The following is a 21,831-nucleotide window of genomic DNA, read 5'->3' on the forward strand; positions in this document are numbered from 1 at the left end:
ATCAATGTGTTTCCATTGATTGCAAATCAATTATTTCATATGTAGACTATACTTATATGACACATCTGTGTCAACGAAGGTAGGGAGATAAAATGTATAATTACAGCAAATGGTATACCATAAATGGTGTTAACCAATATGTTCAAGTAGTAAGTACTAATTTGGATAATCCTATTTTAATATATTTACATGGCGGACCTGGTGATGCAGCATTACCTCTTGTTGAGCATTTTAATTCAGATTTATCCGAAAACTATACTTTAATCATTTGGGAGCAAAGGGGTGCTGGGAAGTCATACTATAGGTTTAGAGAAGATGAACATATTACTATTAATGATTTTGTTCTTGACTTGAAGGTCTTAATTGAAAAACTACTTGTTGAATTCAAAAAAGAGAAAATATGCTTAATGGGACATTCATGGGGAAGCATTATTGGAATGAAATTCATTATTTCGTATCCCGAATTGATACATTTTTATATTGGAGTTGGACAAGTTATTTGTTCGCAAAAAATGTTTAAAAAAAGTAAGGAATACATTGTAAATCATATTGATAATCATCGTCTTAAATACAGAATTTCTTCTCTAAACACAAAGTTTAATCAAGATAATTGGTATTCTGATCTAATGTTTTTTATGAGTCAACTAATCAAGCAAGGTGTTTCTCTTTATGGAAAAAGTACGTATTTTTCATTATATCGCTATTTTATTTTTTCCAGAAACTATTCATTAATGGATTGTGTAAAACGACTAAAAGGTTCTGAGCAGTCCATAGTTAAGCTATGGCACGAAGTATCAGAAATTGATTTTTCTGCTTATAAAAATTTTAGGGTTCCAATAGCTTTTATCGAAGGGGAGTATGATTATCATGCTTCCTCCGAAATAGTTTCTGATTTTTATCGAAGTATTACATCTCCTAAAGTCTATTTCAGTATAAAAGACACCGCCCATTTTCCCCAGTGGACAAGATCTGACACCTTTAATTTAATTGTAAATTCTTTGAATAGTTCTATTTTTTCACACAGTAATAAAATAAAGGAATTCTAGTACTATATTCAAATTAACATGAAACGGTCTCCAAAGAGGCCGTGTATATTGCAGTTGGTATTCGTGAAGATGGTTCTCAGGACGTATACCATTGCTCCAACCGAATCGGCCTATGTATCCTCGATGTCATATTGGCTTTGACCGAGCACGTGCTGGACTCCAAGCTATGTTCAGCACTAGAGGATAATAGTTTGAGTAATCCCTGCAATAACATTGGGTTGTGTAATCTTGTTCTTAATAAACTGCAGATTTTTATCCCCAGGTATTGAATCTATCATTTGGATTCAGTCCTGTCATTGTTACATCATCCCCTTTATGTATCATTTTTTATTCTTTCGTATCCTGCTTTCTCAAAAGCATTCCGCATCGGGATATTTTCCACATCTGTATCGGCAAAAATTCTCCAAACTCCAAGTTCTTGCAATACTCTTGTTGACCTTAAAAGCAAATCATTAATAAATCCTTTTCCACGGAACTTAGGAATGACACCTATATAATGTATCGTCCCTTCCATTAATCCATTCTTCTCACAACCCTTAAATACAACAGGCTGGATAACTCCTACAATTTCTCCATTATAGTAGGCCAGTTCCCACCATTCTTTTTCGTATTGAAAGTAGTCTTCGTCTACGTTACAAATGTCCTCTACGAGTTCAAGATGACTCTCCGGTGTGATGTGTTTTTTATCCGCTCTATCTAAAGAACCTACAACCACTTGACTAATAATCTCTATAAACGTGTTTTCTAATTCCGGGATTACTTTTGTAAATTCGCAGCGATCTGGCACCACTACCTTTTCCTTTGGTTCAGTCCAGACAAAGGCAATTTTCTCATAGCTTGAAGACACGTATCAATTCCTCCTTAGGTTCAATGAAACTGCTTCCTCGCTACAGTTATAGTTATCTTAGTTCAATAAACCATCGGCAGTATAGAACTTTATTGATCCGGTCTAAGGCTGCCGATGGCTTTATATTCGGGTCAGTCTAACACTCATTCTTCTTCGAACAATTTCTCTCCTCGATGGAGCCTCCATGCGATTGTCGCCGTATGAGGAGTCTCACGTGAGGTAGGAGCATGCGCCGCTAAATAACGGGTAACCGCAAGAATCAGTGTTTCACGGGCTTTCTCTGCGAACGTTCCCGACTCGGAAGCCCAGCGGTCATATTCTGCTACGGCCGCCTCGTACATCTGGAAGGAGTGGAATTCCGCATCCTCTCGAAGCAGCGCATGCCCCAATACATTAAATAAAGGCTCCGGCTTCCCGCCGCTGCGCAGATACCGGATTACCCATTCCGCTGCCGGCGCCACCTGTTGCTGCTTGTCGAGAATCTCAAGCAGCTCGGCGGGCTGCGGCACTTCCTTGGTCTTACCAGTTGCAGACGGTCTCGGAGCCGCAGGGATGTTCAAAAACCGATCAAGGTAAATCGTAGCTGCTGTATGAAAAATCCCACGAACCAACCATGGGTCGGCGGAACGGATCAAACCTTCGTGAACAGCGTGAGCGTGCGTAAACGTGTGCAGCACCGAAATCCAGTCTCCGAAATCGTTTTGCATATGAAACCGGACAACCCGTTCAGCCGCTGCCAATGTGGCAATTTGCGAGATTCGAACCGGAGAGGCGCCATTGAGTAGAGCTTCCTTCAGCATGCTAACCGTCCTGAGCGGATCGTCTCCGAGTAGAGCTAGGAGCAGCTCCTCTTCATCGATGCCAGATTCCTCCCTGCTATCAGATGCAATCCCCTTATTAGATAGCTCCTCGAACGCTTCTTTTAATGGCTGAACCAAATTGATCGGAGACTGCCAGCTATGAAGCTCTTCGCTTCGAGATGCGCTTCCAAACATCGGAACGAGTGAAGCAAGGACATAATTACGCTGCTCTTGCCCGACATACTTCAAACTCTCAAATGCTTTATTATGAAAATCCAGTGTATGGCCTCCGTTAATATAGAAGTGATCCGTTGCCGCCATGCTCATCATTGAGAATAATCGCTTCTCATCCGCCCCTGCCTTCACGAGGGTCAGCAGCACCCTTTCCGCGCCTTGCGTATCCCGAACTTCGATGCAATCACGATACCATTCTGTTAACCGTTCTTCGGAAACGCCCGTATTAGGGAGTGAATCGAGCAAGAAGCGGGTTCCACTTCTGGCAAAGTCGCGTGCCGTATGTAGCAAGCCTTGAAATAACGCAAGAATTCGACCTTGTTTATCAAGCTTAGGTAGGATGTTGACCATCGCGGTCAGGATCGTTAATCCAGATCCCCACCCTTGCCTGCGTTGTTTGACTCCTATTTCGATCCCGATTGCAGCGATTTCCGTCTCAGGAACGCCAGCTTCTATTAATCCGACTACAGCTTTGGCGATGACAAGTCCGATATTTTGCTCAATACCACTCAGAAGTCGGTCTTTATACCGTTGAACTTGATTGCCGTTCCGGGAATTCGGGTTGACCCAAATGAATCCGTCATTAACGGTTATATCGTGCACAGGTACATCATCCGCCCAAGGGTCAAGCGTTCCTCCACTGCATACGTCAAACCGCGCATGATGCCAATGACATGTCAAAATTCCATTGCACACACTTCCCATGTGAAGCGGAAAACCAAGGTGAGGGCACCGGTTGTCAAGCGCATGCACTCTATCCTCGTGATAAAAAACAACGATGCCACCCTTGATTAGCTTCGATCCCCGTTCTCTCAGCTCATCTACCGTACCAGCCTGAATCCAACCATTCATGAAAACGCCTCCATTTTCAATATCAGATGACTCCCATATTTAGGATATCTTATTTCCAACACTTTTGAAACATATTTGTTTTGAAAGTCGATATTATTTTTTCTATGCCTTAGGTCATAACCTTTTTCCCTAATGGAATTCTCACCATCTGTTGGCTGGAATTCTTCAATATATAAAAAAAAATAGACTATCGAACAGCGATAATCTATTTCCCTCTTAGCTATTTATGCTTTTTTCTCAAAGATGATTTCGAAACTCAGAGTACACGCTCCATGATATGGTGGGATAACTTGAACTAAGCGCCAGCCGTCCTTAGCATGTTTGTGGATGATCTCTTGCACCTTAGTTTCTACGTTTTTTTGCGACGACAACCCAATCTTTACTTTCTCAAAATGATACGTATACATGTATGTATCCTCCTCGTGAGCCCCCTGCTTGATATACTCAGTCTAACACTTTATTTTTCAGTCTAGTACTTTCATTTTTTTACATTGCTGTTCACAAACAAGGGTACCTTTGAGTCGTTTAACAGCATAAAATATGTTTCATTAAATGGTTAATGTAGTCTACATCTCATATTTTCACTTATGAAATTCGGTCAAAAATAAACTTTTGCATTTGATAAGCAAGGTCAATCGCATGTTCATCCTTGCCATGTTGTAAAGTCCAGTGCAACAATACCATGGCGTTTGCCGCATACAAGCGGGCCAGATATTCTATTGATACAGCTGGTGCCGTAAGTTCCTTTCCCAGAAAGGATAAACAAGTTTGATATAAAATCTTCTCGAATTCCACATGCAAATCCGCCGAATGTACATGTACGTTTAACAGTGTGGAAATTACGGTATTTTGCTTAACCGTTTGTTCGACGATCATTTCGATAACTTCAGCCACATTGTCATGTTTCATGGAGTCAAAACGCCGCAATATTTCTTGCTCGAATGAAGCTGCATGCTGTTGAACAAGTTTCTCCAGAAGATCGTATTTATCGACAAAATGGCTGTAAAAAGTGGATTGGCGTACATATCGTTCGATTTCGTACGCAATGAACTTTTTTGCTTGTTGCTGGGTGAAGCCCCTTCCAATAAGATGGCCTTGTAACAACGCAAAGGAGGGATTGTATGTTTACACAATATGTTGCCAATGAACAATTCAATTTGCAAATCAACCGTTTTTTAAATGATTTTTATCAGGAAGACGAACGGGCAAACAGCGATTTGCAAGGAATAATTCCAAGATTGAAGGATATGAACAGCTGGTATGAATCTTGGCTGGAATATGCGGTTATGCGGGAAGAACGCCAGGATTATGATCTGGCTTCCGTCTATTATCAGGCTGCTGAGTTTTATCTGAATCCGTCGAATCCGGCCAAAGAGAATATGTATCAAAAATACCGCGAGACTTTCTACAAAGGTTTCCATGATTTTGACTATAAGTCCTATCAAATTCCGTATGAACATTCCTATCTGCCAGCGATTAAATTGGTAACGCCCGGCGCCAAGCAAACGCTGCTCGTATTTGGCGGATATGATTCATACATGGAAGAAATGGTTAAGATGATGAACTTCATAAAAAGAATTAACTATCATATTATTGTCTTTGACGGTTCGGGACAAGGTACGGCACTTAAAAACGGCTTGAAATTCATTCATAACTGGGAAAAGCCGCTTGCAGCGGTTATCGATTACTTTAAGATCGATCGCGTAAGCATCTTGGGAGCTTCATGGGGCGGTTATTTGGCGATGAGGGCCGCCGCTTTTGAGAAGCGGATCGATAAAGTGATTGCGTTCAATATTTTCTATAGCGGTCTGGATGCATTGAAGATTCGAATGCCAGAAGATGTCTGGAACAAGCTAAGCACGCTTTTGGATGCCAATGAAGCTGATCAAGTTAATGCCATGATCGAAAACATGATGAAGGACAGCATCGATTTGAGCTGGAAAGTCATAAAAGGAATGGAAAACACGGGCGAGAAAACGCCGTTCGCTATGCTCAAAAATTTCGAGAAGCATACGATGGCCGGGATCGGCTCGTTTATCAATCAAGATGTATTGCTGCTGGCCGGAGAGAATGACCAGTATGTTCCGATCAGCCGACTGCCGCAAATTCAAAATGAACTATGCAATGCGGCGTCTATCACGACGAAGGTGTTCACCAAGGAAACAGGCGGCGAGCAGCACTGCCAGGCAGGACATCGCAATTTGGCTTTCAACGAAATAATCAAATTTTTGCAAGAGTAATGCCGGATTCACCTAGTGTAGGATGAGGCTGCCTTATATAGGGCTGCTTCTACGCAGCATATCATGCAGATTAAGAAAAAATTGCTCTTAAAAGCAAGTCGTTAATAAATCCTTTCCCACGAAAATTAGGAATGACACCTATATAATGAATCGTCCCTTTGAAAATATTCTTCGTCTACGTAATAAATGTCGTCCACGAGTTCAAGATGACTCTCCGGTGAGATGTGTTTTTTACCCTTAAGTTCATTAAACCCTGCTTCCTAGCTACAATGAAAGTCTATTGACTGATTGATGTTGATTCTATAAACAGGCGGACATCCTGCCCCGAAGGAGGCAACTGTTTGAAACAATAACGTTCTTACTACAACTCCTCCTGTTTCTTTGCTTGCATTTTCGATATTTTGACCAATTTCTGAAGAGTACTATGAACCGCTTCGAGGTCATCCATGCTCACCTTGGAGTAATAATCCCTTACCAACAACTCATCGATTCGGTGCAACAAAGCGGAATATTCCAGACCGCGTTCCCCTAATCGGATCAGCGCTTCCCTTTTATTTTCCGGATTCGTCCAGCGAACGATCATTTTTTGTTCCTCGAGTTTGGGCATAACGTGGCTGACGGCACTCATCGAGACATCCAAATATAAAGCGATTTGTCTCGCCGTTACGGGCTCATTACGGACGATATAGTACATAATGAACTCCTGCTGCGGGGTCAGGTGGAAATGTTCCAGTTGTTTCGCTTCCGCTACCTCCCTTTGAACGATCGCCGTGAATTGCTCAAAGGCTTGATTGATTTGTTCTACTATTTTAAGATAATCTTGCATCGCCGCACCTCAATCAATAAAGTTACCTGTAGCATAAAAAAGTATTTCGATTTCGTCAAATCATACTAGTTCTTCTTTTTATTCGCTTCATAGTCATAAAACTGATTTACATGCTCCTCTTTCAACAACAAGGGATCAAGCTCTTCATTCTTAACATAATGATTAAAGTAAGCTACAATGTAGCGATTCATCACTTGATGAAATTCTTCTATATCGATCCCCTTCGACAACAGCGGCGATAAAAATGGAAAATCGGAAAAAGAATAATGATCTCCGGCATTAAAAATAAGTTGATAAGTATCTGCCCTAATTCCCTCTCTAAAGTGATGATCCGCAAGCTTTTTAATTTGACTATGATATTGCCGGAATTGCTCTGGCGTGATAGATGTATATTTAATTTCCTCATCGTCTAAATCCAGATAGTCTTTATTCAAAATAAACATAAATGGCCGGTCGAGCCCTTTGCTTGCTACCGGTTCATGCAATGGGCCGTCTATGTTGACCCCCGCCAAAATTCTTGCATCGTCCAATAACAACTGAGCAGCGGTTGAACCCCCGTAGGAGTGCCCCAAAATACCGATTCGTTCCATGTCCAGTTTGCCGGTGAACAGACCTTCTGGATCCCGTTCATTCAATAGCGTCAATTGATCGAGGACATACGTCATATCTTCCGATCTTGCCCTCACATTTCGTTCATCTTCAATCGTAAAGGAATACGAATAAGCATCAGCTTTACTCATGGCTTCCCGCCCATCGGGAAATTGCGTAAAGGCCGCATCAATCATATGATCCACACTGACAACGATATAGCCATGGCTGGCCAGTTCCTCCATTTGAGAAAAGCTTTGCATTCTCGTGCTGCCAAACCCATGGGAAAATAACAGGATGGGGTATCGGTCTTGCAGATTGGACACGGCAATATCTTGTATGCTGTTGGTTCGGCCATACTTGAGATAGTCAAAAATAAATCGGGGCGTAGAAAAAAGAAATTCCATAGTGCCTGCCCATTCTGCATAGGGAAAGGATTGGTAACGGATAGGTTGTATGTCGTCATTGATTTTGGCGGGATACCATATTTGGATCATGAGCTCTTTTCCTACTCGCTCCGGCAAAGCGGCGTTCGTTCGAGATTCTTCAAGCAAGTGTCTAGAGCTCATCCCCACTTCGAACGATCCAGTTGGCTTGGGAAGCTGGAATACGGGAATCATTGCTACAGGAGCGACGCTGCCGATCGCATACAGAATGAGCAGCAAGGCGTATAAAAGCTTTTGTGCTTTCCTTTTTTTTCTGTTCTCTGTTTTATCTTTCCTTCGAAAATATAGCATAAACGTGACTACAGTCAGAACAACAAACAAAGTATAGGTCACCGCCATCTGCCAGCGATAACCTTCTGCTGCCAGATGAAGAGTTAACAGAGCGAATGCTGCTATATTGGCACTTATTTTGATTTTGGCATCCGCCCTGAGTGAAAAAGAAAACAACCAAGCGATATGAACAAATATCAGAACTCCTTCAAACAACCTCACTCATTTCATCTCCTTTTTAAAATAAAGTAAATCTTTCTAAGCAACCCTCTTACAAATTAGTTTACTTTAGTAAAGTAAACTATAATTCAATATTATCTATTTATTTCCTGTTCGTCAACCTGGAAAATCACGATGGCCCACCGTGGCGTAATCCGATACATAGAGGTCGTATTCCATTCGCATGAATCTGGATCACCATAACGCTCAAATTTTCTTGTGTTTTCCAAACCACCTTATACGGCAGACTTTCACAACGGCAATCATTCAGTGTGGTCGAGACATTTTTGCAGTCATAATCTCTTACACGCACACGCTAGACTAAGTTTTAAAGCAAAAAAAGCAACAGACATTTTGGCCATGTCCCGTTGCTTTTTTTTTGTTGATTGAACTTATTTATTTTTCTTTTTTAATTGCCAAATCAATCGATTTCAGTTGTACTTTAGAGTTGATTACAACTCAAGAGATATCCATGAATCATCATTTATTCTTTTAGTTGTGCTATCTTGTTTTATCAATTTACCATTTTTATCAAATGCACCAACCCAAAATCTGTATTTATGACCACTGTCCACATAGGTGAGATGCTTATTATCATTATTTTCCCTGTTAAAATATTGCCGGTCGGTATCTAAATTCCTGATGGAAATCTCATACCAAGCAGCACCGGGTACGTCGTTCCATACAATTTTGGCCAGTACCCTTTCTGCGGCTTGACTCACTGCTTTTGCCTCAACAGCAGAGGCTTGAAGCGGCTCCGCAAGAACTGCACCAGAACTAGCAGAGAACAACGTAGTTGCTGCAAGGATTGAAACAGAAAGCTCTTTTAACATAGTATTACCTCCCAAAAGAATTTTGAGGCGGAAAGGAATCTGGGATGTTGTTCTATGTATCATTTTACAATTCAAACATGCTGCCAACTAGGGGAGCGTTATGACATGATTCACTGAATTTTTTTACTATTTTTGGGTTATACATCTAGAATAGGAAAATCAACATTTCCAAATGTAGCGGCATAGCTGGTTCACCATGAAACTTAGAAGCAAGGTGTTCAATATTTCAATACTTGGCAACGACAGAAACTTTATACTGATTGATAAACCATCCTAACTAAAGGTGTTTGGTGCAGTTGATTAACTATCGTTCCTCGTTAGTCACACATGCGGGCAATCAGAGTATCTCGGAAAACACCTATATATAATTTATACAAATTTTTAAGCTATTGTTAATAATTCTTTTATAAAAAAAAATAGAGGAGATTAGCTCCTATATTGAACTAACCATCCTCTATTTACGTTACTACAATTAACTAAGTCTAACGCTTTATTTTCTAGTCTAGCTTTCATTTTTTCACATCAAAGCGCCTTTCGAAAAAGAGGCTCGTACCTTAATAGACCCAGTAGTCTATTTCCTTATTTCCACCATTGGTCGAATGGGGTTACTGGCAGCTCCCGTTTGTGTTGTGTCACCGCGTAGCGGGTTTCAATATTCACCTTCGCGTCTGGAGCAACCTCGTTGCCGACTAGATATTCATCCAACAACTCATATTCCAAACCTAGCTCAGCTTCATCAGCTTGTTGCGGCTTATTGTCGAGAAGATCTGCTGTTGGCGTCTTCAGATATAGACGTTCCTGTGCATGCAGCTCGATCAAGAGTTCACGCCCTTGACCTTTCGTCAGTCCAGCCAGCGGGAGAATATCAGCTCCGCCATCACCAAATTTGGTATAGAAGCCAGTGATTGCTTCTGCGGCATGATCGGTTCCCACAACAAGGCATTGATGCTCGCCTGCCACAGCATATTGTGCAATCATACGCATTCTTGCCTTCACGTTCCCTTTATGGTAATCCGAAAGGGCCCTTCCGTCAGCACCCTTATATGCTTCTGCCATAGCATTTACAGGAGTCTCAATATTGAATGTCAGCGTATCATCAGGCTTAATAAACTGCAAAGCAAGCTGAGCATCGTCCTCATCTTGCTGTGTCCCATAAGGCAGACGGATCGCAATAAATTTGGCTTCATAGCCTTCTGCACGAAGCTCTTCAGCCGCTAATTGGGTTAATCGTCCAGCAAGTGTCGAATCCTGCCCACCGCTAATTCCTAACACAAATCCCTTCGCTCCCGTTGTGCGGCAATACTCCTTAAGGAAATTCACCCGATTACGAATTTCTTCCGCAGGCACAATTGTGCGGTTTACATGCAATGCGTTCATGATTTCGATTTGCTTATTCATATCCCGCTTCCCCTTTCATTATTTGTATAGGTGATTGATTTGAATGTAATCGTAAACCTGATCAGGAACCAAGTAGCGCGGCTCTCCGCCCATTTTGAATTCGTCTCTGATATAACTAGAGCTAATCTCCATTGCCAGCCCTTTGTCGATCAAATGAAACGTGTGGCCATCATCTGCATTCCGAAGAATTGGAGATTTGCTAATGGCCGACAGCATATTGATGCCGTCTCTTGCCATGACAATGAACTTATTTTCACGAATTAGTTCCTCTGCCCGCTTCCATTTCCCTTCACCGATATCGACGAGCAGATCAGCACCCATGATGAAATACACTTCGTCATTCGGATATTTCGCTCGAAAATGCTTCAAGGTTTGGTACGTGGCAATTTCCCAGCCAGGTTGATTCATTTCAAAATCGTCAACTTCAAATTTGTCGTTGCCCTCAATCGCAATCCGAACCATGTTGATACGATGTTCATCCGAAACGTTCAACTGTTTATCTTGCCGCTTACTGGAACAAGGCAGGAATATTACTTTATCTAGCTTGCAACGATGCGCTACGGTGCTTGCTGTCCAAAGATGGACATTCGTAATCGGATCAAAGGATGAACCATAAATCCCGATCTTCGCCATCTCATCCAGCCTCCTTCTAAGCTTCGAGATCCGCTTGAACTTTATTACGAACTTCTTCAATCAATCGCATCTTGTTATTCCAACATTCTTGACTGAGGTTAACAGGGTATTCTGCTGGATTGAGGGTGCGTTTATATTCATCCCATAATACATCGAGATTTTCTTTTACAAACTCCCTAATTTCGTTAAGAGTAGGTACATCGTACACCAAGTTGCCATTCTCAAAGATGGTATGATGAAGTTCTCTAGCTTCAAATCCCGTTACGAATTTCGCGATATACGTGTGAACGGGATGAAACATGTGCAAGCGCTGTTCCGACTGCGGTTCTTCATGTTCCAGTGCAATGTAGTCTCCCTCCGATTTCCCATTCGCCTTGTTGACAATGCGGTATACACGCTTGCGTCCAGGGGTCGTAATCTTCTCAGGATTCGAGCTGATTTTGATCGTGTCGACCATATCTCCGTTTTCGTCTTCAATCGAGATCAGCTTGTATACAGCACCCAATGCGGGTTGATCATACGCTGTAATCAGCTTGGTGCCAATGCCCCATACATCTATTCTAGCCCCCTGTGTTTTCAGGTTCATGATGGTTTGTTCGTCGAGATCGTTTGAGGCATAGATTTTCGCATTCGGGAAGCCTGCTTCATCAAGCATTTTACGTGCTTCTTTCGATAAATACGCTAAGTCTCCACTATCAAGTCGGATACCTTTAAAGTTGATACGGTCACCGAAGTCTTTCGCCACTTTGATTGCCGTAGGGACACCAGATCTCAGTGTGTCATAGGTATCAACAAGGAATACGCAGTCTTTATGCGTTTCTGCATACGCTTTAAATGCCTTATATTCATCTCGATAGGCTTGAACCATTGCATGAGCGTGTGTGCCCGAGACAGGGATGCCAAATAACTTCCCTGCCCTTACATTCGACGTTGCTTCGAATCCCGCAAGATACGCAGCTCTCGTACCCCAAATCGCGGCATCCAGTTCTTGTGCTCGCCGAGTTCCGAACTCCATGCAATGATCCTCACCTGCTACTTGCTTAATTCGAGATGCTTTTGTTGCAATAAGGGTTTGATAATTAACGATATTAAGTATCGCAGTTTCAATTAGCTGTGCTTCCGCCAGTGGTGCTTCAATTCGCATAATCGGTTCATTCGCAAAAACCAATTCCCCTTCTCTCATCGAACGAACGGTTCCTGTAAAACGAATGGCCCGAAGGTAGTCCAGATATTCTTCGCTGTACCCTTCTTCCTGAAGATAACTCAAATCACTATCGGTAAAGTGGAAATCATACAAATAACGAACGACCCGCTCCAGACCTGCAAAGATCGCATATCCGTTCTGAAATGGAAGCTTGCGGAAGTACACCTCGAATACTGCTTTACGGGTATGCATGCCCTTTTGCCAGTAGACCTGCGCCATATTAATTTGATATTTATCGGTATGCAGCGCGAGACTGTCATCACCATGATTGAATATCGGAAGCTCAACCTTATTCATTATCGTTTTCCTCCTTTTTGACTACTACAGCTCCGAGCGAACCCTTGAAATGTCTGAGTGCCCATACATGACCTTCGGCATCAAAGCTTGCAACGGCATCCTCATGAACGACAATATCGAAACCTTTATTGTAAGCATCTACTGCGGTGTGGAGTACGCAAATGTCCGTACAAACGCCTACTAGATGAAGTTCATTTATCCCTCTTGCTCGAAGTAAAAGCTCTAAGTCTGTACCAGCAAATGCACTGTATCTTGTTTTGTCCATCCAATAGACATTATTAGCGTCTTTATTTGCTTGATACAGATCCTCCAATTGACCGAAAAGCTTCCGACCATCGGTTCCCTCAATGTTGTGCGGCGGGAACAGCTTCGTTTCCGGATGGAATGCGTCATTCTCCTTATGAATGTCGATAGCGAAAACAACGAAATCACCACTTTGAATAAACGCTTTCGTAATTTCAGTCATTCGCCCTTCAATCGCTTGCCCTGGTGCTCCGCAACTCATTGCCCCATCCGCAGCAACAAAGTCCTTTGTATAGTCGATATTAATGAGTGCTTTCTTTTTCATTGTGTACTCCTCCTTTAATTTAACTATTTCATAATTGTTAATTGTTATCGCAAAAAAGAGTAGTGACAATAAAGTTAGAATAGCACTTCACACCTCGACTTCGAAATGCTATTTCCTTTAGTCACCATCTTATTGTAATCAGCTAACATCCATCACATTCTGGTATGGTAAATGGATTTGTTTAGATCCATTTCGACAAATCGGTACAACTGTGTCGGTCGTTTCGATGTTCGGGTAGTCTTCTTCCCTACAACCTCTTGGATAAAGGGCAACGATTTGATCTTTCTTGCAAATGCCGGTTCCGACGCAATTGCGGAATCATCTGTGACCGTAAGGAGAACGGCTTGCAGCTCCGAGTACGTAAATTCTTCGGGTAGAAACTCCTTGGCGACAGACGTTTCGAGAAGCTTCTGGCGAATCACATGAATCGCATCTGCGATGATTTGTGCGTGATCAAAAGCAAGATCGAGATTCATGACCTCTTTTACCGAGAACAATTGAACATCTGAAGCATCATCGTTTGCCTGTCTTTGGGACAACTTGTGTTCGGGAACAATCGCAAAGTGTGCATTTGTGATCATCCAGCCCCGCGGATCACGTCCTGGTTTATCGTATACACCGTAATGTTCAAGATGAATGTTCTCTACACCTGTTTCTTCTTGTAATTCGCGTTTTGCACTTTCATAGGCAGTCTCATTTGGATTGACGAAGCCACCGGGCAATGCCCACTTCCCTGCTTCGATATTTGGCTTGCCTTCGCTGTTAAGCATACTCCGCTGAATGAGCATAATTTTGAGCTCCATCTCGGGTGGTTTGAATTCTTTGATTGTAACAGGCACTATCGTAAAAACAGCAATATCAGATGTATATCCATCTGGCGTTCGATATTGTTTTACATCATATTGTTCCAAGGCCTCTTTGTTTGACATGCTAAGCACAACCTTTTCTCTCTTTTAACAATTACCAATGTGTTAATTGTATAATACGAGTAATTCATCCTTTTGTCAACCTATATATTCCATGTCTTTAAAAACCTTATTCTAACTAATTTTGCGCAAATAAAGAGCCTCCTTTGGGGGAGGCTTCTTTCAAAGTTTCATGTCTCAACACGGTTATATGTATGGTTAAACCATTGTTTACAAACTAAAAAAGACACCATTTAATAAACCATAAACAATAACTTTGTCTCCATTAACGTTATAAAATGAGAACTTAGAGAAGAAAATATAATTATCTCTTTCCATTCCCAGAAGCTTAAAAGCAACAGATGCTACAAAGTGATTTGCATCTGCTTTCTTACTCACATAATCAGTAAAGTCGTCTTTATTCGGATTCGTAACGGCTAAGATGATCAGTAATACACCGACAATAACGTATTTTAGCGATGACTTCTTTTTTGTTTTTTCTTCTGTCATGATTGTACAATCCCCTATTTTCTATATTTTATACATTACGAGTGTAAGCACATCTAAAATACTATCGAGCATTCGTTCTTTTGTAAATATTAACTTTTTGTTGTCATCATCACCATTTACATAGAAAGGGCAGCCGATCGTTTGGTCGGCTGCCTACGTGCGTGTTTTATTGCACTAGAGTTCCTCAGTTATCGTCATCATTAACATGATATCGGATACGTTTAATATGTGTTATGCGAACCTCGTCCATGAGCGCAGCGTTTGGGACACATCGGCACCATCGAGAATCATCCTATGCCACCTCGTATTCCACGGCCTGGCCCAGGAGAAGGCTTGCTTCCGAGGCAGTCAGGCCGTAGTCTTTCGTCAGCATAGCCAGCATTTCCGTCGTTGCATGCTGAAGTGCTTGATCAAGCGGCCTGGCGTTGCCAATGCAAAACCAGTGAGTGTCCGATTCGCCTCGCTGCCAACCGATCGTTTTCCCCTTCAATACCTGAACAGTGAAACGGACGTCGAGCGATATTTCCACACCGGTGCCTGCAATCTCCCCACAGCCTTGAATGGCATGCCCGTCCCCAAGATGGAAGAGCGCCCCCTCCGCAAAAACCGAAAAAAAGACGGTAACACCAGCTACAAGGCCTTTATAGTCCATATTCCCACCGTATTCCCCGCTCGTTGCCGTTGAAATCGCCTGATCTTTCTGAGGAGCAACGCCAAAGCAGCCCAGAAACGGGCGCGCTTACAGCTTCAATCCGGCCAAACCGGACGTCGGATTTTCCAAAACAACCGAAGCTTGCTCAGCGTCCACAGACCAACGCACAATGTCGAATGGCGGCAAAGCTGCGGCAGCTATTTGGTCGACGACGTTCCGCGCCAGCACGTTGAACGTCCAGCCCCAATCCCGGCTCGGCACCATCGACTCAAGCCGTACGGCAAGCGTATCGCCGGGCTGCGCCCCTTCCACATAGAATGGTCCCGTCATCGGATTTCCGCGCCCGGCGACGCTCTCCCCTCTGTAGTCTAAGCCTCTGGCGTCTACTGTGGATGTCACGACGGAATCGCCGTCGGCAATTTTGAGTACGGCTTCGTGCGCCCCTATGGTGTTATGGTAATGCTTGGGTTGGAAGTGGTGTACAGCGATCGTTTCGCCTCCTTTAGATCGAGGAATTTTCCTTGGCTTTCACATTGCTTAAGAGCACCGATAATTTCGGTATTTTGAGTAGATGTGCAACCGCTAACAGCATGCAACCGTTAATGGTCGGTTCCTGGGGCTCTCTGCTGCGACACCTGCCACAAAATCCAATCGGGAACGTTATCCAGGGCGAGGTCAATCTGATGGATGCAGCCCAAAATACACGGAGTCATGGTTGAAAAAAAGCTGTCGACGGGAAAGTAAGGGGGCAGCAGTCCCAACCCAAAATGATCGGCTCAGCATATTCTGACGTTAACCGACTATGAAAAGGAGCGGATTCTCATTGGCCTCGAACTCTGATATCAAAATCGACGTCGTCATTCCGGCCATCGACAAAGATTTGGACACGCTTCCCTATGTGATCGACGGTGTAAGGAAATACGTGCGGCATCCCATCGGCCGGATTTTCGTCGTGGCGCCGAACAGCCCCAAAATCAAAGCCATCTGCCATCTCAAAGGCTGTGCCTTCATTCATGAAAGTACGGTTCTCCCCTTGCAAAAAAAACAGATCGCGTACCGTTCTAAAAGATGGGAGAGATCCGGCTGGTTATACCAGCAACTGTTGAAACTCGGCAGCAGTTCCGTTGTGAGACAGAGGCATTTCTTGGTTATCGACGCCGATACCGTGTTGATCCGGCCGCACCGGTTCTACGCCGACGGCAAGCAACTGTTCTATTGCCGAAACTGGAGCCAGCCTGAATATTTCGTCACCTATCGCAAGCTACTTGGAACAAAAGCCCCACGTCCCCGTTCTTACGTGACGCACTACATGTTGTTCGACAAAACGAAGCTGCGGTCGCTCAAGAACAAAATCGAAGCGAGGCACGGAACGAAGTGGTTTAAAGCCATTCTGAATAGCGTCAACCGAAAAAAGCAGTTCGGATTTTCTGAATTTGAGACGTACGGAAATTACGTTTATTCCGTTCACCCCGAGAAAGTTCGACTCAAAAGCGCGCTTAACAAAAGTCTGTCGACCAGCCCATCCGCTCTGTCGGGATCTGCCGTCGATAAGCTGGCCCAACGCTACCGATCGCTGTCTTTTCACAAAAGAAAGAGTTACACCCGAAGCGCAAAGTAGCCGGATAAGCCATACGCGAATTAAGCTGGCTTCAAACTCTCAGATGAAGCCAGCTTTCGTTTGTGCCCAAATTTCATCTCCATCTCCACATTTGCCTGAATCCGGGGGGGATAGAGTCAGCATATATTACATGGCAGGAGGTGCCGAAGCTTGAAAACATCCGCTCGAAAGAACGTTTTAAGCAAATGGCTGAAAACAAAGGCCATTTTGAAAGACCCGAAAGTCCGCATGCTGGTGCCGGAAACCCGCAGAATGAACGAAAAATCGCTTGGCAAGATGCTTCGCCGCTATTCCATGGTTTACATCAAACCGGAAGCGGGCACTTACGGCAACGGAGTCATGCGTGTAGAACAAGGCAACGACTCCTATTCGTATCAAGAGAAAGAAAAGAAGCGCGTGTTCGATTCGTTCCCTTCCATGTATCAATCTATCGTTCGCAACAAACCAAAACGCCCTTATTTGGTTCAGAAAGGAATCCATCTCTTGAAATACAAGGGCCGCCGGTTCGATATCCGCGTTATGGTCCAACGCAATCGCAAACGCGCTTGGGAGATGACCGGTATGATCGGACGGGTCGCTCACCCGAGGAAGATCGTGACGAATTACCATTGCGGCGGCAAACCAACGGAAGTTCGGACGTTGCTGAAGCCTTTTGTTTCCGGAGAGAACCTGTCCAAAATCGAGAAGACCCTTTCCAAAGCCGGATATGACGCCGCCAAAGCTCTCAGCCGCACGTATCCCGGACTCAACATGGTCGGCGCGGATATTGGCCTGGACAACCGACTGCGCCCTTGGATCATCGAGCTGAATACGAATCCCGACCCTTATATATTCCGGCACTTGGCCGACAAGAGCATCGCCCGCAAAGTGCTAAGTTACGCCAGAGCATTGAAGCGTATCCCTAAGGCCAAGTCCAAGCCGAAGCGGTATAGCAATCGATCCCTTTCAAATAAGCCTTTACAACGATAGCAGCATCCACTACGATCGACATGGTGAAAGGCACAATGATTATCGAACATGGAGACGAGGCGGCTAAAACTTGCAGTCTCCCTGTTTCTTTTTTCTCGCCCTCTACGCCGATTCTCTTCTGATGTCGGTAAGTTCCACCTGCTCTGCCGTCACCGTACATAAGAAATCGCCGCTCATTCCTACAGCACAAAAATAAAGACTGCCAATAGATAGGCAGTCTTGTGGTCGGTCTATACTTCTAAAGCGATGTAAACTTTACAATTTCATCAGAAGGATAGATGGTAACTTTCTGTTCTTTGCTTCGTAAAGCGATAACTTTCATTGCATATGCGACCTGTTCTCCTGAAATAGAACGATATTTTCTTGCAGACCCCACAAGCAGAGAGTTTACCATTTTCAAAAGTATTTCCCCAACCTTTTCCCCTAACCGAAATTCATCGCGTTTCCCTCCCTATGAAACCCGTTGCTCCTACCACTAATGCTGACCGTTTCGCTTCCATGTTCATCGATCCCATCCTTGCTACAATCCTAATGATACCTATATCGGTAAGAAATAAAATTCTAACGTAGGAACTTTTTGACCAATCTCAGTTTCTTCTCATTGTAAGGAGGCAAAATAAAACTGGTATCGATTATTGTGGTCTTCTTTACAATGCTCTTATGATGTGAAAAAAGGTCGAAACTATATTTCCCATGATAGGCGCCTATGCCTGAATTCCCCACGCCACCGAAAGGCAAATGACTATTCGCAATGTGAAGAATCGTATCGTTTACACAACCGCCACCAAAGGAAACTCTACGCAATACCTCTTCCTCACAATTCTTATCCTCTGTGAACAAGTATAAGGCCAATGGCTTCGGATGCTCTTGAATGGTGTGAATGGCATGGTCCAACTGATCGTATTCCAAAATCGGTAGAAGCGGCCCAAAAATCTCGTCTAACATAACCGCATCAGACCAAGATGCTGACTCCAGTAATGTTGGTTCGATATACAACTTCTCTCTTACAGATTTACCGCCATAGATTACGTTATTTCGATCTTTTTCCAGAATTGAATTCAATCTATCGAATTGGCGCTCATTCACAATGCGGCCATAGTCTTTACTGACCATCGGATCTTCTCCATAGTAATTCACGATGACCTCTTTCATTTTTGAAATGAGAGCGTCTTTGACTTCCGAATGTACCAACATGTAATCTGGCGCAATGCAGGTTTGGCCTGTATTCATAAACTTGCCCCATACAATTCTTTTCGCTGCTGCATCTAAGTTCGCAGTCTTGTCTACAATGACGGGGCTCTTCCCTCCAAGCTCTAAGGTTACGGGAGTCAGATTCTTGGCAGCAGCCTCCATCACAATCTTTCCAACCTGTACACTTCCCGTGAAGAAGATATAGTCAAAAGGTGCATGAATAAGTGCTGACGTTATTTCCTTCTCCCCTTCTACGACGCGGATGTAGCTATTATCAAAGATCTCGTGAATCATTTCATGAACGACTCGCGTTGTATGAGGTGTATGTTCTGAAGGCTTAAGTACCGCACAATTTCCCGCAGCAATTGCACCAATAAGAGGCTCGATCAGCAATTGGAATGGATAATTATAAGGCCCGATAATGAGTACTGTCCCATATGGCTCTTTAATAATGCGGCTTCTAGAAGGCCACAAAGCTAGAGGTGTTTTTACCTTCTGGGGCTTCATCCATTTCTTCACTTGCTTCATTGTGTTCTTCATACTATCCAATACAAAGCCAATCTCCGTTGAATACGCCTCATATTCGCTTTTCCCTAGATCCTGATACAGTGCTTTTGTAATTCGGTCTTCATTACGCTTAATGGCATCTTTTAATTTGCGCAGCTGTTCGAGGCGAAATTGCACAGTATTCGTCGTTCCTTTTTGAAAAAATTCCTTATGTTGCGCTAATATGCTATCCACTTCCAGCTTTTCTATGTGATTCATTCCTTTACACCCCTTTTCTCTTCTCACTGTATAAATTCCTTATGCTCTTATCCTTCCAACAATTCCGAACATCTAAATATCTAAGCGTTCAAACCCTTGGACATATAGGAGATTACAAATGCCTTTAGATATGTCCTAAAGGCACTCATTCTCAAGTAACAATAGTAGTTTTTTTAACGAATCAACAGCAATATCCAAGGTTACGGAATAATAACGCTCTGTACCGATCTTCTCCATCGTAACTAAACCTTGATCCCGCAGCAATTTTAAATGATGTGAAATCGCTGGACGCGATAATGTAGATTGGGCTGTTATTTCACCCACTGACATAGGCCCCTGTTCACTAAGCCACAGGATGATATCTTGGCGATGCGGATCTACTAACAGCTGAAAAAAAGGAATACATGTACGAAATTGTTCTAATGCCTGTTTCCCCATATTTTATCCTTTCTTCATGACGTTGTAGCGAAAGGTTTACATACTTAAAGTCTTGAAGTAAGCGTTTTGTTAATCCATAAAGATAACAAGCATCTACAGATCCCCCGCGATCGAAGCATCCTTCTTCGTCAGCTTCAGATAGATCATATATACAATCCCAATGCCCATCCATATGAACCCGAACTGTTTGGAAGCAGCGTCAAGACTGTACCAGACGTAGCCGATAATCACGAGTCCTATGAGCGGATAGAGCAGATGATTCAAGTAATCCCTGCTCTTCAGCTTCCGAAGGAAATAGTTGATTACCGACAGATGAAGAAACAGGAAGGCTGTCAATGCTCCGAAATTGACGAGCGAGGACAAACTGGCGATATGCGATGAAAAGCTGAGCGTGACGATCAGCGAAATTGCCGCGACGATTAGGACGCTCACATAAGGCGTTTGATACTTAGAGTGGACTTTGGCCAGAATCCCCGGGAGCTTCTTGTCGCGCGATATGCTGTACAGGATGCGGGAAATGGCAGCTTGTGCCACCAGCGAGTTGGCAATCCCCCACGCGAGTGCCGTGGCGATAATGGTTGTCCACTTCAGCCAAGGTCCGCCTGCGAGCTCGGCGATTTGATAGAAGGCGACATCAGCGTTCTCGAAAGTCGTGTAATCCGGCCACAGAAGCGCCGCAACCCAGGTTTGGACGATAAACATGATGCCGATGACCAGCAGAGAGAAGACGATGGAACGGCCGACGGCCTTTTTGCCTCCGTTTGTCTCTTCAGCAAGCGTTGATACCGCATCGAAGCCAAGGAAGCTTAGCACCGCAATGGATACCGCCCCCATGATCGTGCCGATGTTGAAATGAGCTTGGTCATATAGGGGCTTAAATGTAAAGGTGGCGCCGTTAACCCCTTTCACAACGGCAATAACCGCCGCAGTAATGAACACAGCAAGAATGAGCAGTTGCAGCGTGACTATGATTTTGTTTGCTTTTGCCGTAATCTCGATGCCGAAAATATTGATAACGGTATTGATGCCGATAAAGATCAGCAGCCAAACATAGGACGGGATTTCGGGAATTATTGCTCCTAGGGCTGAGGCGCTGATCAAATACAAAAGCGACGGAATAAGTATGTAGTCGAGCAGAATCACCCACCCGGCAAAGAAACCGACATGTTCATTGATGCCGCGTTGGGCGTAGGAATAAACGGATCCAGCAATCGGAAACGCTTCCGACATTCGCGCGTAACTCAGCGCCGTGAACACCATGCCGACCATGCCGATCAAATACGCGAGAGATAACATTCCAAACGAGCCCTGCGCCACGTAGCCGTAAATGCCGAATGGGGCGATCGGGACCATGAATATAAGCCCGTAAATCAATAAATCCCAGAACGATAAGGAACGCTTGAGCTCTTGTTTGTACCCGAACTGTTCCAAATTAGCCAGACGCTCCGGCTGTGACGTCACGTTTGTCTTCAGACTTATCCC

General features: G+C 43.7%; 22 protein-coding genes. 4 read left to right on the plus strand and 18 right to left on the minus strand.

Going from position 1 to position 21,831, the window contains the following annotated elements; genetic code table 11:
- The first annotated feature begins 92 nt into the window (after positions 1–92).
- The gene (locus tag RQP50_RS16865; RefSeq protein ID WP_174811081.1) at positions 93–1,046 is read left to right on the plus strand and encodes an alpha/beta hydrolase; all 954 of its coding nucleotides are present in this window, start codon (positions 93–95) and stop codon (positions 1,044–1,046) included.
- A 313-nt stretch (positions 1,047–1,359) separates the two neighbouring features.
- Here RQP50_RS16865 and RQP50_RS16870 read toward each other — a convergent pair whose 3' ends face one another.
- The 4 genes from RQP50_RS16870 to RQP50_RS16885 form a co-directional block, all read right to left on the minus strand.
- Positions 1,360–1,893, minus strand: coding sequence for a GNAT family N-acetyltransferase (locus RQP50_RS16870; protein WP_174811080.1), 534 nt, complete (start codon positions 1,891–1,893; stop codon positions 1,360–1,362).
- A gap of 143 nt (positions 1,894–2,036) precedes the next feature.
- Positions 2,037–3,779: a Rieske (2Fe-2S) protein gene (locus RQP50_RS16875; RefSeq protein WP_315746127.1), complete on the minus strand. Its 1,743-nt coding sequence runs from the start codon at positions 3,777–3,779 to the stop codon at positions 2,037–2,039.
- Between the two features lie 224 nt (positions 3,780–4,003).
- Positions 4,004–4,186: a DUF4177 domain-containing protein gene (locus RQP50_RS16880; RefSeq protein WP_072729320.1), complete on the minus strand. Its 183-nt coding sequence runs from the start codon at positions 4,184–4,186 to the stop codon at positions 4,004–4,006.
- Positions 4,187–4,364: 178 nt separating this feature from the next.
- A complete protein-coding gene (locus RQP50_RS16885) occupies positions 4,365–4,688 on the minus strand; it encodes a hypothetical protein (RefSeq protein ID WP_315746128.1) in 324 nt (107 codons plus the stop codon).
- Between the two features lie 212 nt (positions 4,689–4,900).
- On the opposite strand from RQP50_RS16885, the gene RQP50_RS16890 reads away from it, so the two are divergent.
- Entirely contained in the window at positions 4,901–6,019 is a 1,119-nt protein-coding gene (locus tag RQP50_RS16890) for an alpha/beta fold hydrolase (RefSeq protein ID WP_315746129.1), read from the plus strand.
- Between the two features lie 361 nt (positions 6,020–6,380).
- Here the strand turns inward: RQP50_RS16890 and RQP50_RS16895 are convergent, their stop codons facing one another.
- The 11 genes from RQP50_RS16895 to RQP50_RS16945 form a co-directional block, all read right to left on the minus strand.
- Complete coding sequence (locus RQP50_RS16895; RefSeq protein ID WP_021252308.1) at positions 6,381–6,845, minus strand: MarR family winged helix-turn-helix transcriptional regulator; 465 nt, start codon at positions 6,843–6,845, stop codon at positions 6,381–6,383.
- Positions 6,846–6,910: 65 nt separating this feature from the next.
- Complete coding sequence (locus RQP50_RS16900) at positions 6,911–8,371, minus strand: alpha/beta hydrolase family protein (RefSeq protein WP_315746130.1); 1,461 nt, start codon at positions 8,369–8,371, stop codon at positions 6,911–6,913.
- Positions 8,372–8,820: 449 nt separating this feature from the next.
- Complete coding sequence (locus tag RQP50_RS16905; protein ID WP_072729316.1) at positions 8,821–9,201, minus strand: hypothetical protein; 381 nt, start codon at positions 9,199–9,201, stop codon at positions 8,821–8,823.
- A 579-nt stretch (positions 9,202–9,780) separates the two neighbouring features.
- Positions 9,781–10,599 (minus strand): ammonia-dependent NAD(+) synthetase, encoded by an 819-nt coding sequence (nadE, locus tag RQP50_RS16910; protein WP_072729315.1) that lies wholly within the window; start codon positions 10,597–10,599, stop codon positions 9,781–9,783.
- Positions 10,600–10,617: 18 nt separating this feature from the next.
- The gene (nadD, locus tag RQP50_RS16915; protein WP_315746131.1) at positions 10,618–11,232 is read right to left on the minus strand and encodes a nicotinate (nicotinamide) nucleotide adenylyltransferase; all 615 of its coding nucleotides are present in this window, start codon (positions 11,230–11,232) and stop codon (positions 10,618–10,620) included.
- A gap of 16 nt (positions 11,233–11,248) precedes the next feature.
- Positions 11,249–12,733 (minus strand): nicotinate phosphoribosyltransferase, encoded by a 1,485-nt coding sequence (locus tag RQP50_RS16920; RefSeq protein WP_315746132.1) that lies wholly within the window; start codon positions 12,731–12,733, stop codon positions 11,249–11,251.
- Positions 12,726–13,301: a cysteine hydrolase family protein gene (locus RQP50_RS16925; protein ID WP_315746133.1), complete on the minus strand. Its 576-nt coding sequence runs from the start codon at positions 13,299–13,301 to the stop codon at positions 12,726–12,728. Before RQP50_RS16925 ends, RQP50_RS16920 begins: the two co-directional genes overlap by 8 nt.
- A gap of 152 nt (positions 13,302–13,453) precedes the next feature.
- Positions 13,454–14,230 carry an NUDIX hydrolase gene (locus tag RQP50_RS16930; protein WP_315746134.1) on the minus strand — a complete coding sequence of 259 codons (777 nt, stop codon included), beginning with the start codon at positions 14,228–14,230 and terminating at the stop codon, positions 13,454–13,456.
- Between the two features lie 207 nt (positions 14,231–14,437).
- The gene (locus RQP50_RS16935; protein WP_142542577.1) at positions 14,438–14,716 is read right to left on the minus strand and encodes a hypothetical protein; all 279 of its coding nucleotides are present in this window, start codon (positions 14,714–14,716) and stop codon (positions 14,438–14,440) included.
- A gap of 292 nt (positions 14,717–15,008) precedes the next feature.
- Positions 15,009–15,443, minus strand: coding sequence for an acetamidase/formamidase family protein (locus tag RQP50_RS16940; RefSeq protein ID WP_315746164.1), 435 nt, complete (start codon positions 15,441–15,443; stop codon positions 15,009–15,011).
- Between the two features lie 12 nt (positions 15,444–15,455).
- Positions 15,456–15,767 (minus strand): acetamidase/formamidase family protein, encoded by a 312-nt coding sequence (locus RQP50_RS16945; protein WP_394358404.1) that lies wholly within the window; start codon positions 15,765–15,767, stop codon positions 15,456–15,458.
- A gap of 403 nt (positions 15,768–16,170) precedes the next feature.
- On the opposite strand from RQP50_RS16945, the gene RQP50_RS16950 reads away from it, so the two are divergent.
- Positions 16,171–16,986 carry a DUF6492 family protein gene (locus RQP50_RS16950; RefSeq protein ID WP_072729310.1) on the plus strand — a complete coding sequence of 272 codons (816 nt, stop codon included), beginning with the start codon at positions 16,171–16,173 and terminating at the stop codon, positions 16,984–16,986.
- A gap of 150 nt (positions 16,987–17,136) precedes the next feature.
- Positions 17,137–17,955: a YheC/YheD family protein gene (locus tag RQP50_RS16955; RefSeq protein ID WP_315746136.1), complete on the plus strand. Its 819-nt coding sequence runs from the start codon at positions 17,137–17,139 to the stop codon at positions 17,953–17,955.
- A 561-nt stretch (positions 17,956–18,516) separates the two neighbouring features.
- On the opposite strand, the gene RQP50_RS16960 is transcribed toward RQP50_RS16955, so the two are convergent.
- The 3 genes from RQP50_RS16960 to RQP50_RS16970 form a co-directional block, all read right to left on the minus strand.
- Entirely contained in the window at positions 18,517–19,911 is a 1,395-nt protein-coding gene (locus RQP50_RS16960; RefSeq protein ID WP_072729308.1) for an aldehyde dehydrogenase, read from the minus strand.
- A gap of 135 nt (positions 19,912–20,046) precedes the next feature.
- Positions 20,047–20,349 (minus strand): ArsR/SmtB family transcription factor, encoded by a 303-nt coding sequence (locus RQP50_RS16965; RefSeq protein ID WP_315746137.1) that lies wholly within the window; start codon positions 20,347–20,349, stop codon positions 20,047–20,049.
- 93 nt (positions 20,350–20,442) lie between these two features.
- Positions 20,443–21,810: an APC family permease gene (locus tag RQP50_RS16970; RefSeq protein WP_315746138.1), complete on the minus strand. Its 1,368-nt coding sequence runs from the start codon at positions 21,808–21,810 to the stop codon at positions 20,443–20,445.
- Between the last annotated feature and the right edge of the window lie 21 nt (positions 21,811–21,831).

It is taken from the genome of Paenibacillus suaedae (assembly GCF_032337355.1).
GTDB lineage: Bacteria > Bacillota > Bacilli > Paenibacillales > Paenibacillaceae > Paenibacillus_B > Paenibacillus_B suaedae.

Bases quoted from the DNA above. Each gene is read 5' to 3' on its own strand.
- RQP50_RS16865 (WP_174811081.1), top strand. From the start codon at position 93: ATGTATAATTACAGCAAATGGTATACCATAAATGGTGTTAACCAATAT.
- RQP50_RS16875 (WP_315746127.1), bottom strand. From the start codon at position 3,779: ATGAATGGTTGGATTCAGGCTGGTACGGTAGATGAGCTGAGAGAACGG.
- RQP50_RS16880 (WP_072729320.1), bottom strand. From the start codon at position 4,186: ATGTATACGTATCATTTTGAGAAAGTAAAGATTGGGTTGTCGTCGCAA.
- RQP50_RS16885 (WP_315746128.1), bottom strand. From the start codon at position 4,688: ATGAAACATGACAATGTGGCTGAAGTTATCGAAATGATCGTCGAACAA.
- RQP50_RS16890 (WP_315746129.1), top strand. From the start codon at position 4,901: ATGTTTACACAATATGTTGCCAATGAACAATTCAATTTGCAAATCAAC.
- RQP50_RS16895 (WP_021252308.1), bottom strand. From the start codon at position 6,845: ATGCAAGATTATCTTAAAATAGTAGAACAAATCAATCAAGCCTTTGAG.
- RQP50_RS16905 (WP_072729316.1), bottom strand. From the start codon at position 9,201: ATGTTAAAAGAGCTTTCTGTTTCAATCCTTGCAGCAACTACGTTGTTC.
- nadE (WP_072729315.1), bottom strand. From the start codon at position 10,599: ATGAATAAGCAAATCGAAATCATGAACGCATTGCATGTAAACCGCACA.
- nadD (WP_315746131.1), bottom strand. From the start codon at position 11,232: ATGGCGAAGATCGGGATTTATGGTTCATCCTTTGATCCGATTACGAAT.
- RQP50_RS16920 (WP_315746132.1), bottom strand. From the start codon at position 12,733: ATGAATAAGGTTGAGCTTCCGATATTCAATCATGGTGATGACAGTCTC.
- RQP50_RS16925 (WP_315746133.1), bottom strand. From the start codon at position 13,301: ATGAAAAAGAAAGCACTCATTAATATCGACTATACAAAGGACTTTGTT.
- RQP50_RS16930 (WP_315746134.1), bottom strand. From the start codon at position 14,230: ATGTCAAACAAAGAGGCCTTGGAACAATATGATGTAAAACAATATCGA.
- RQP50_RS16935 (WP_142542577.1), bottom strand. From the start codon at position 14,716: ATGACAGAAGAAAAAACAAAAAAGAAGTCATCGCTAAAATACGTTATT.
- RQP50_RS16950 (WP_072729310.1), top strand. From the start codon at position 16,171: ATGAAAAGGAGCGGATTCTCATTGGCCTCGAACTCTGATATCAAAATC.
- RQP50_RS16960 (WP_072729308.1), bottom strand. From the start codon at position 19,911: ATGAATCACATAGAAAAGCTGGAAGTGGATAGCATATTAGCGCAACAT.
- RQP50_RS16965 (WP_315746137.1), bottom strand. From the start codon at position 20,349: ATGGGGAAACAGGCATTAGAACAATTTCGTACATGTATTCCTTTTTTT.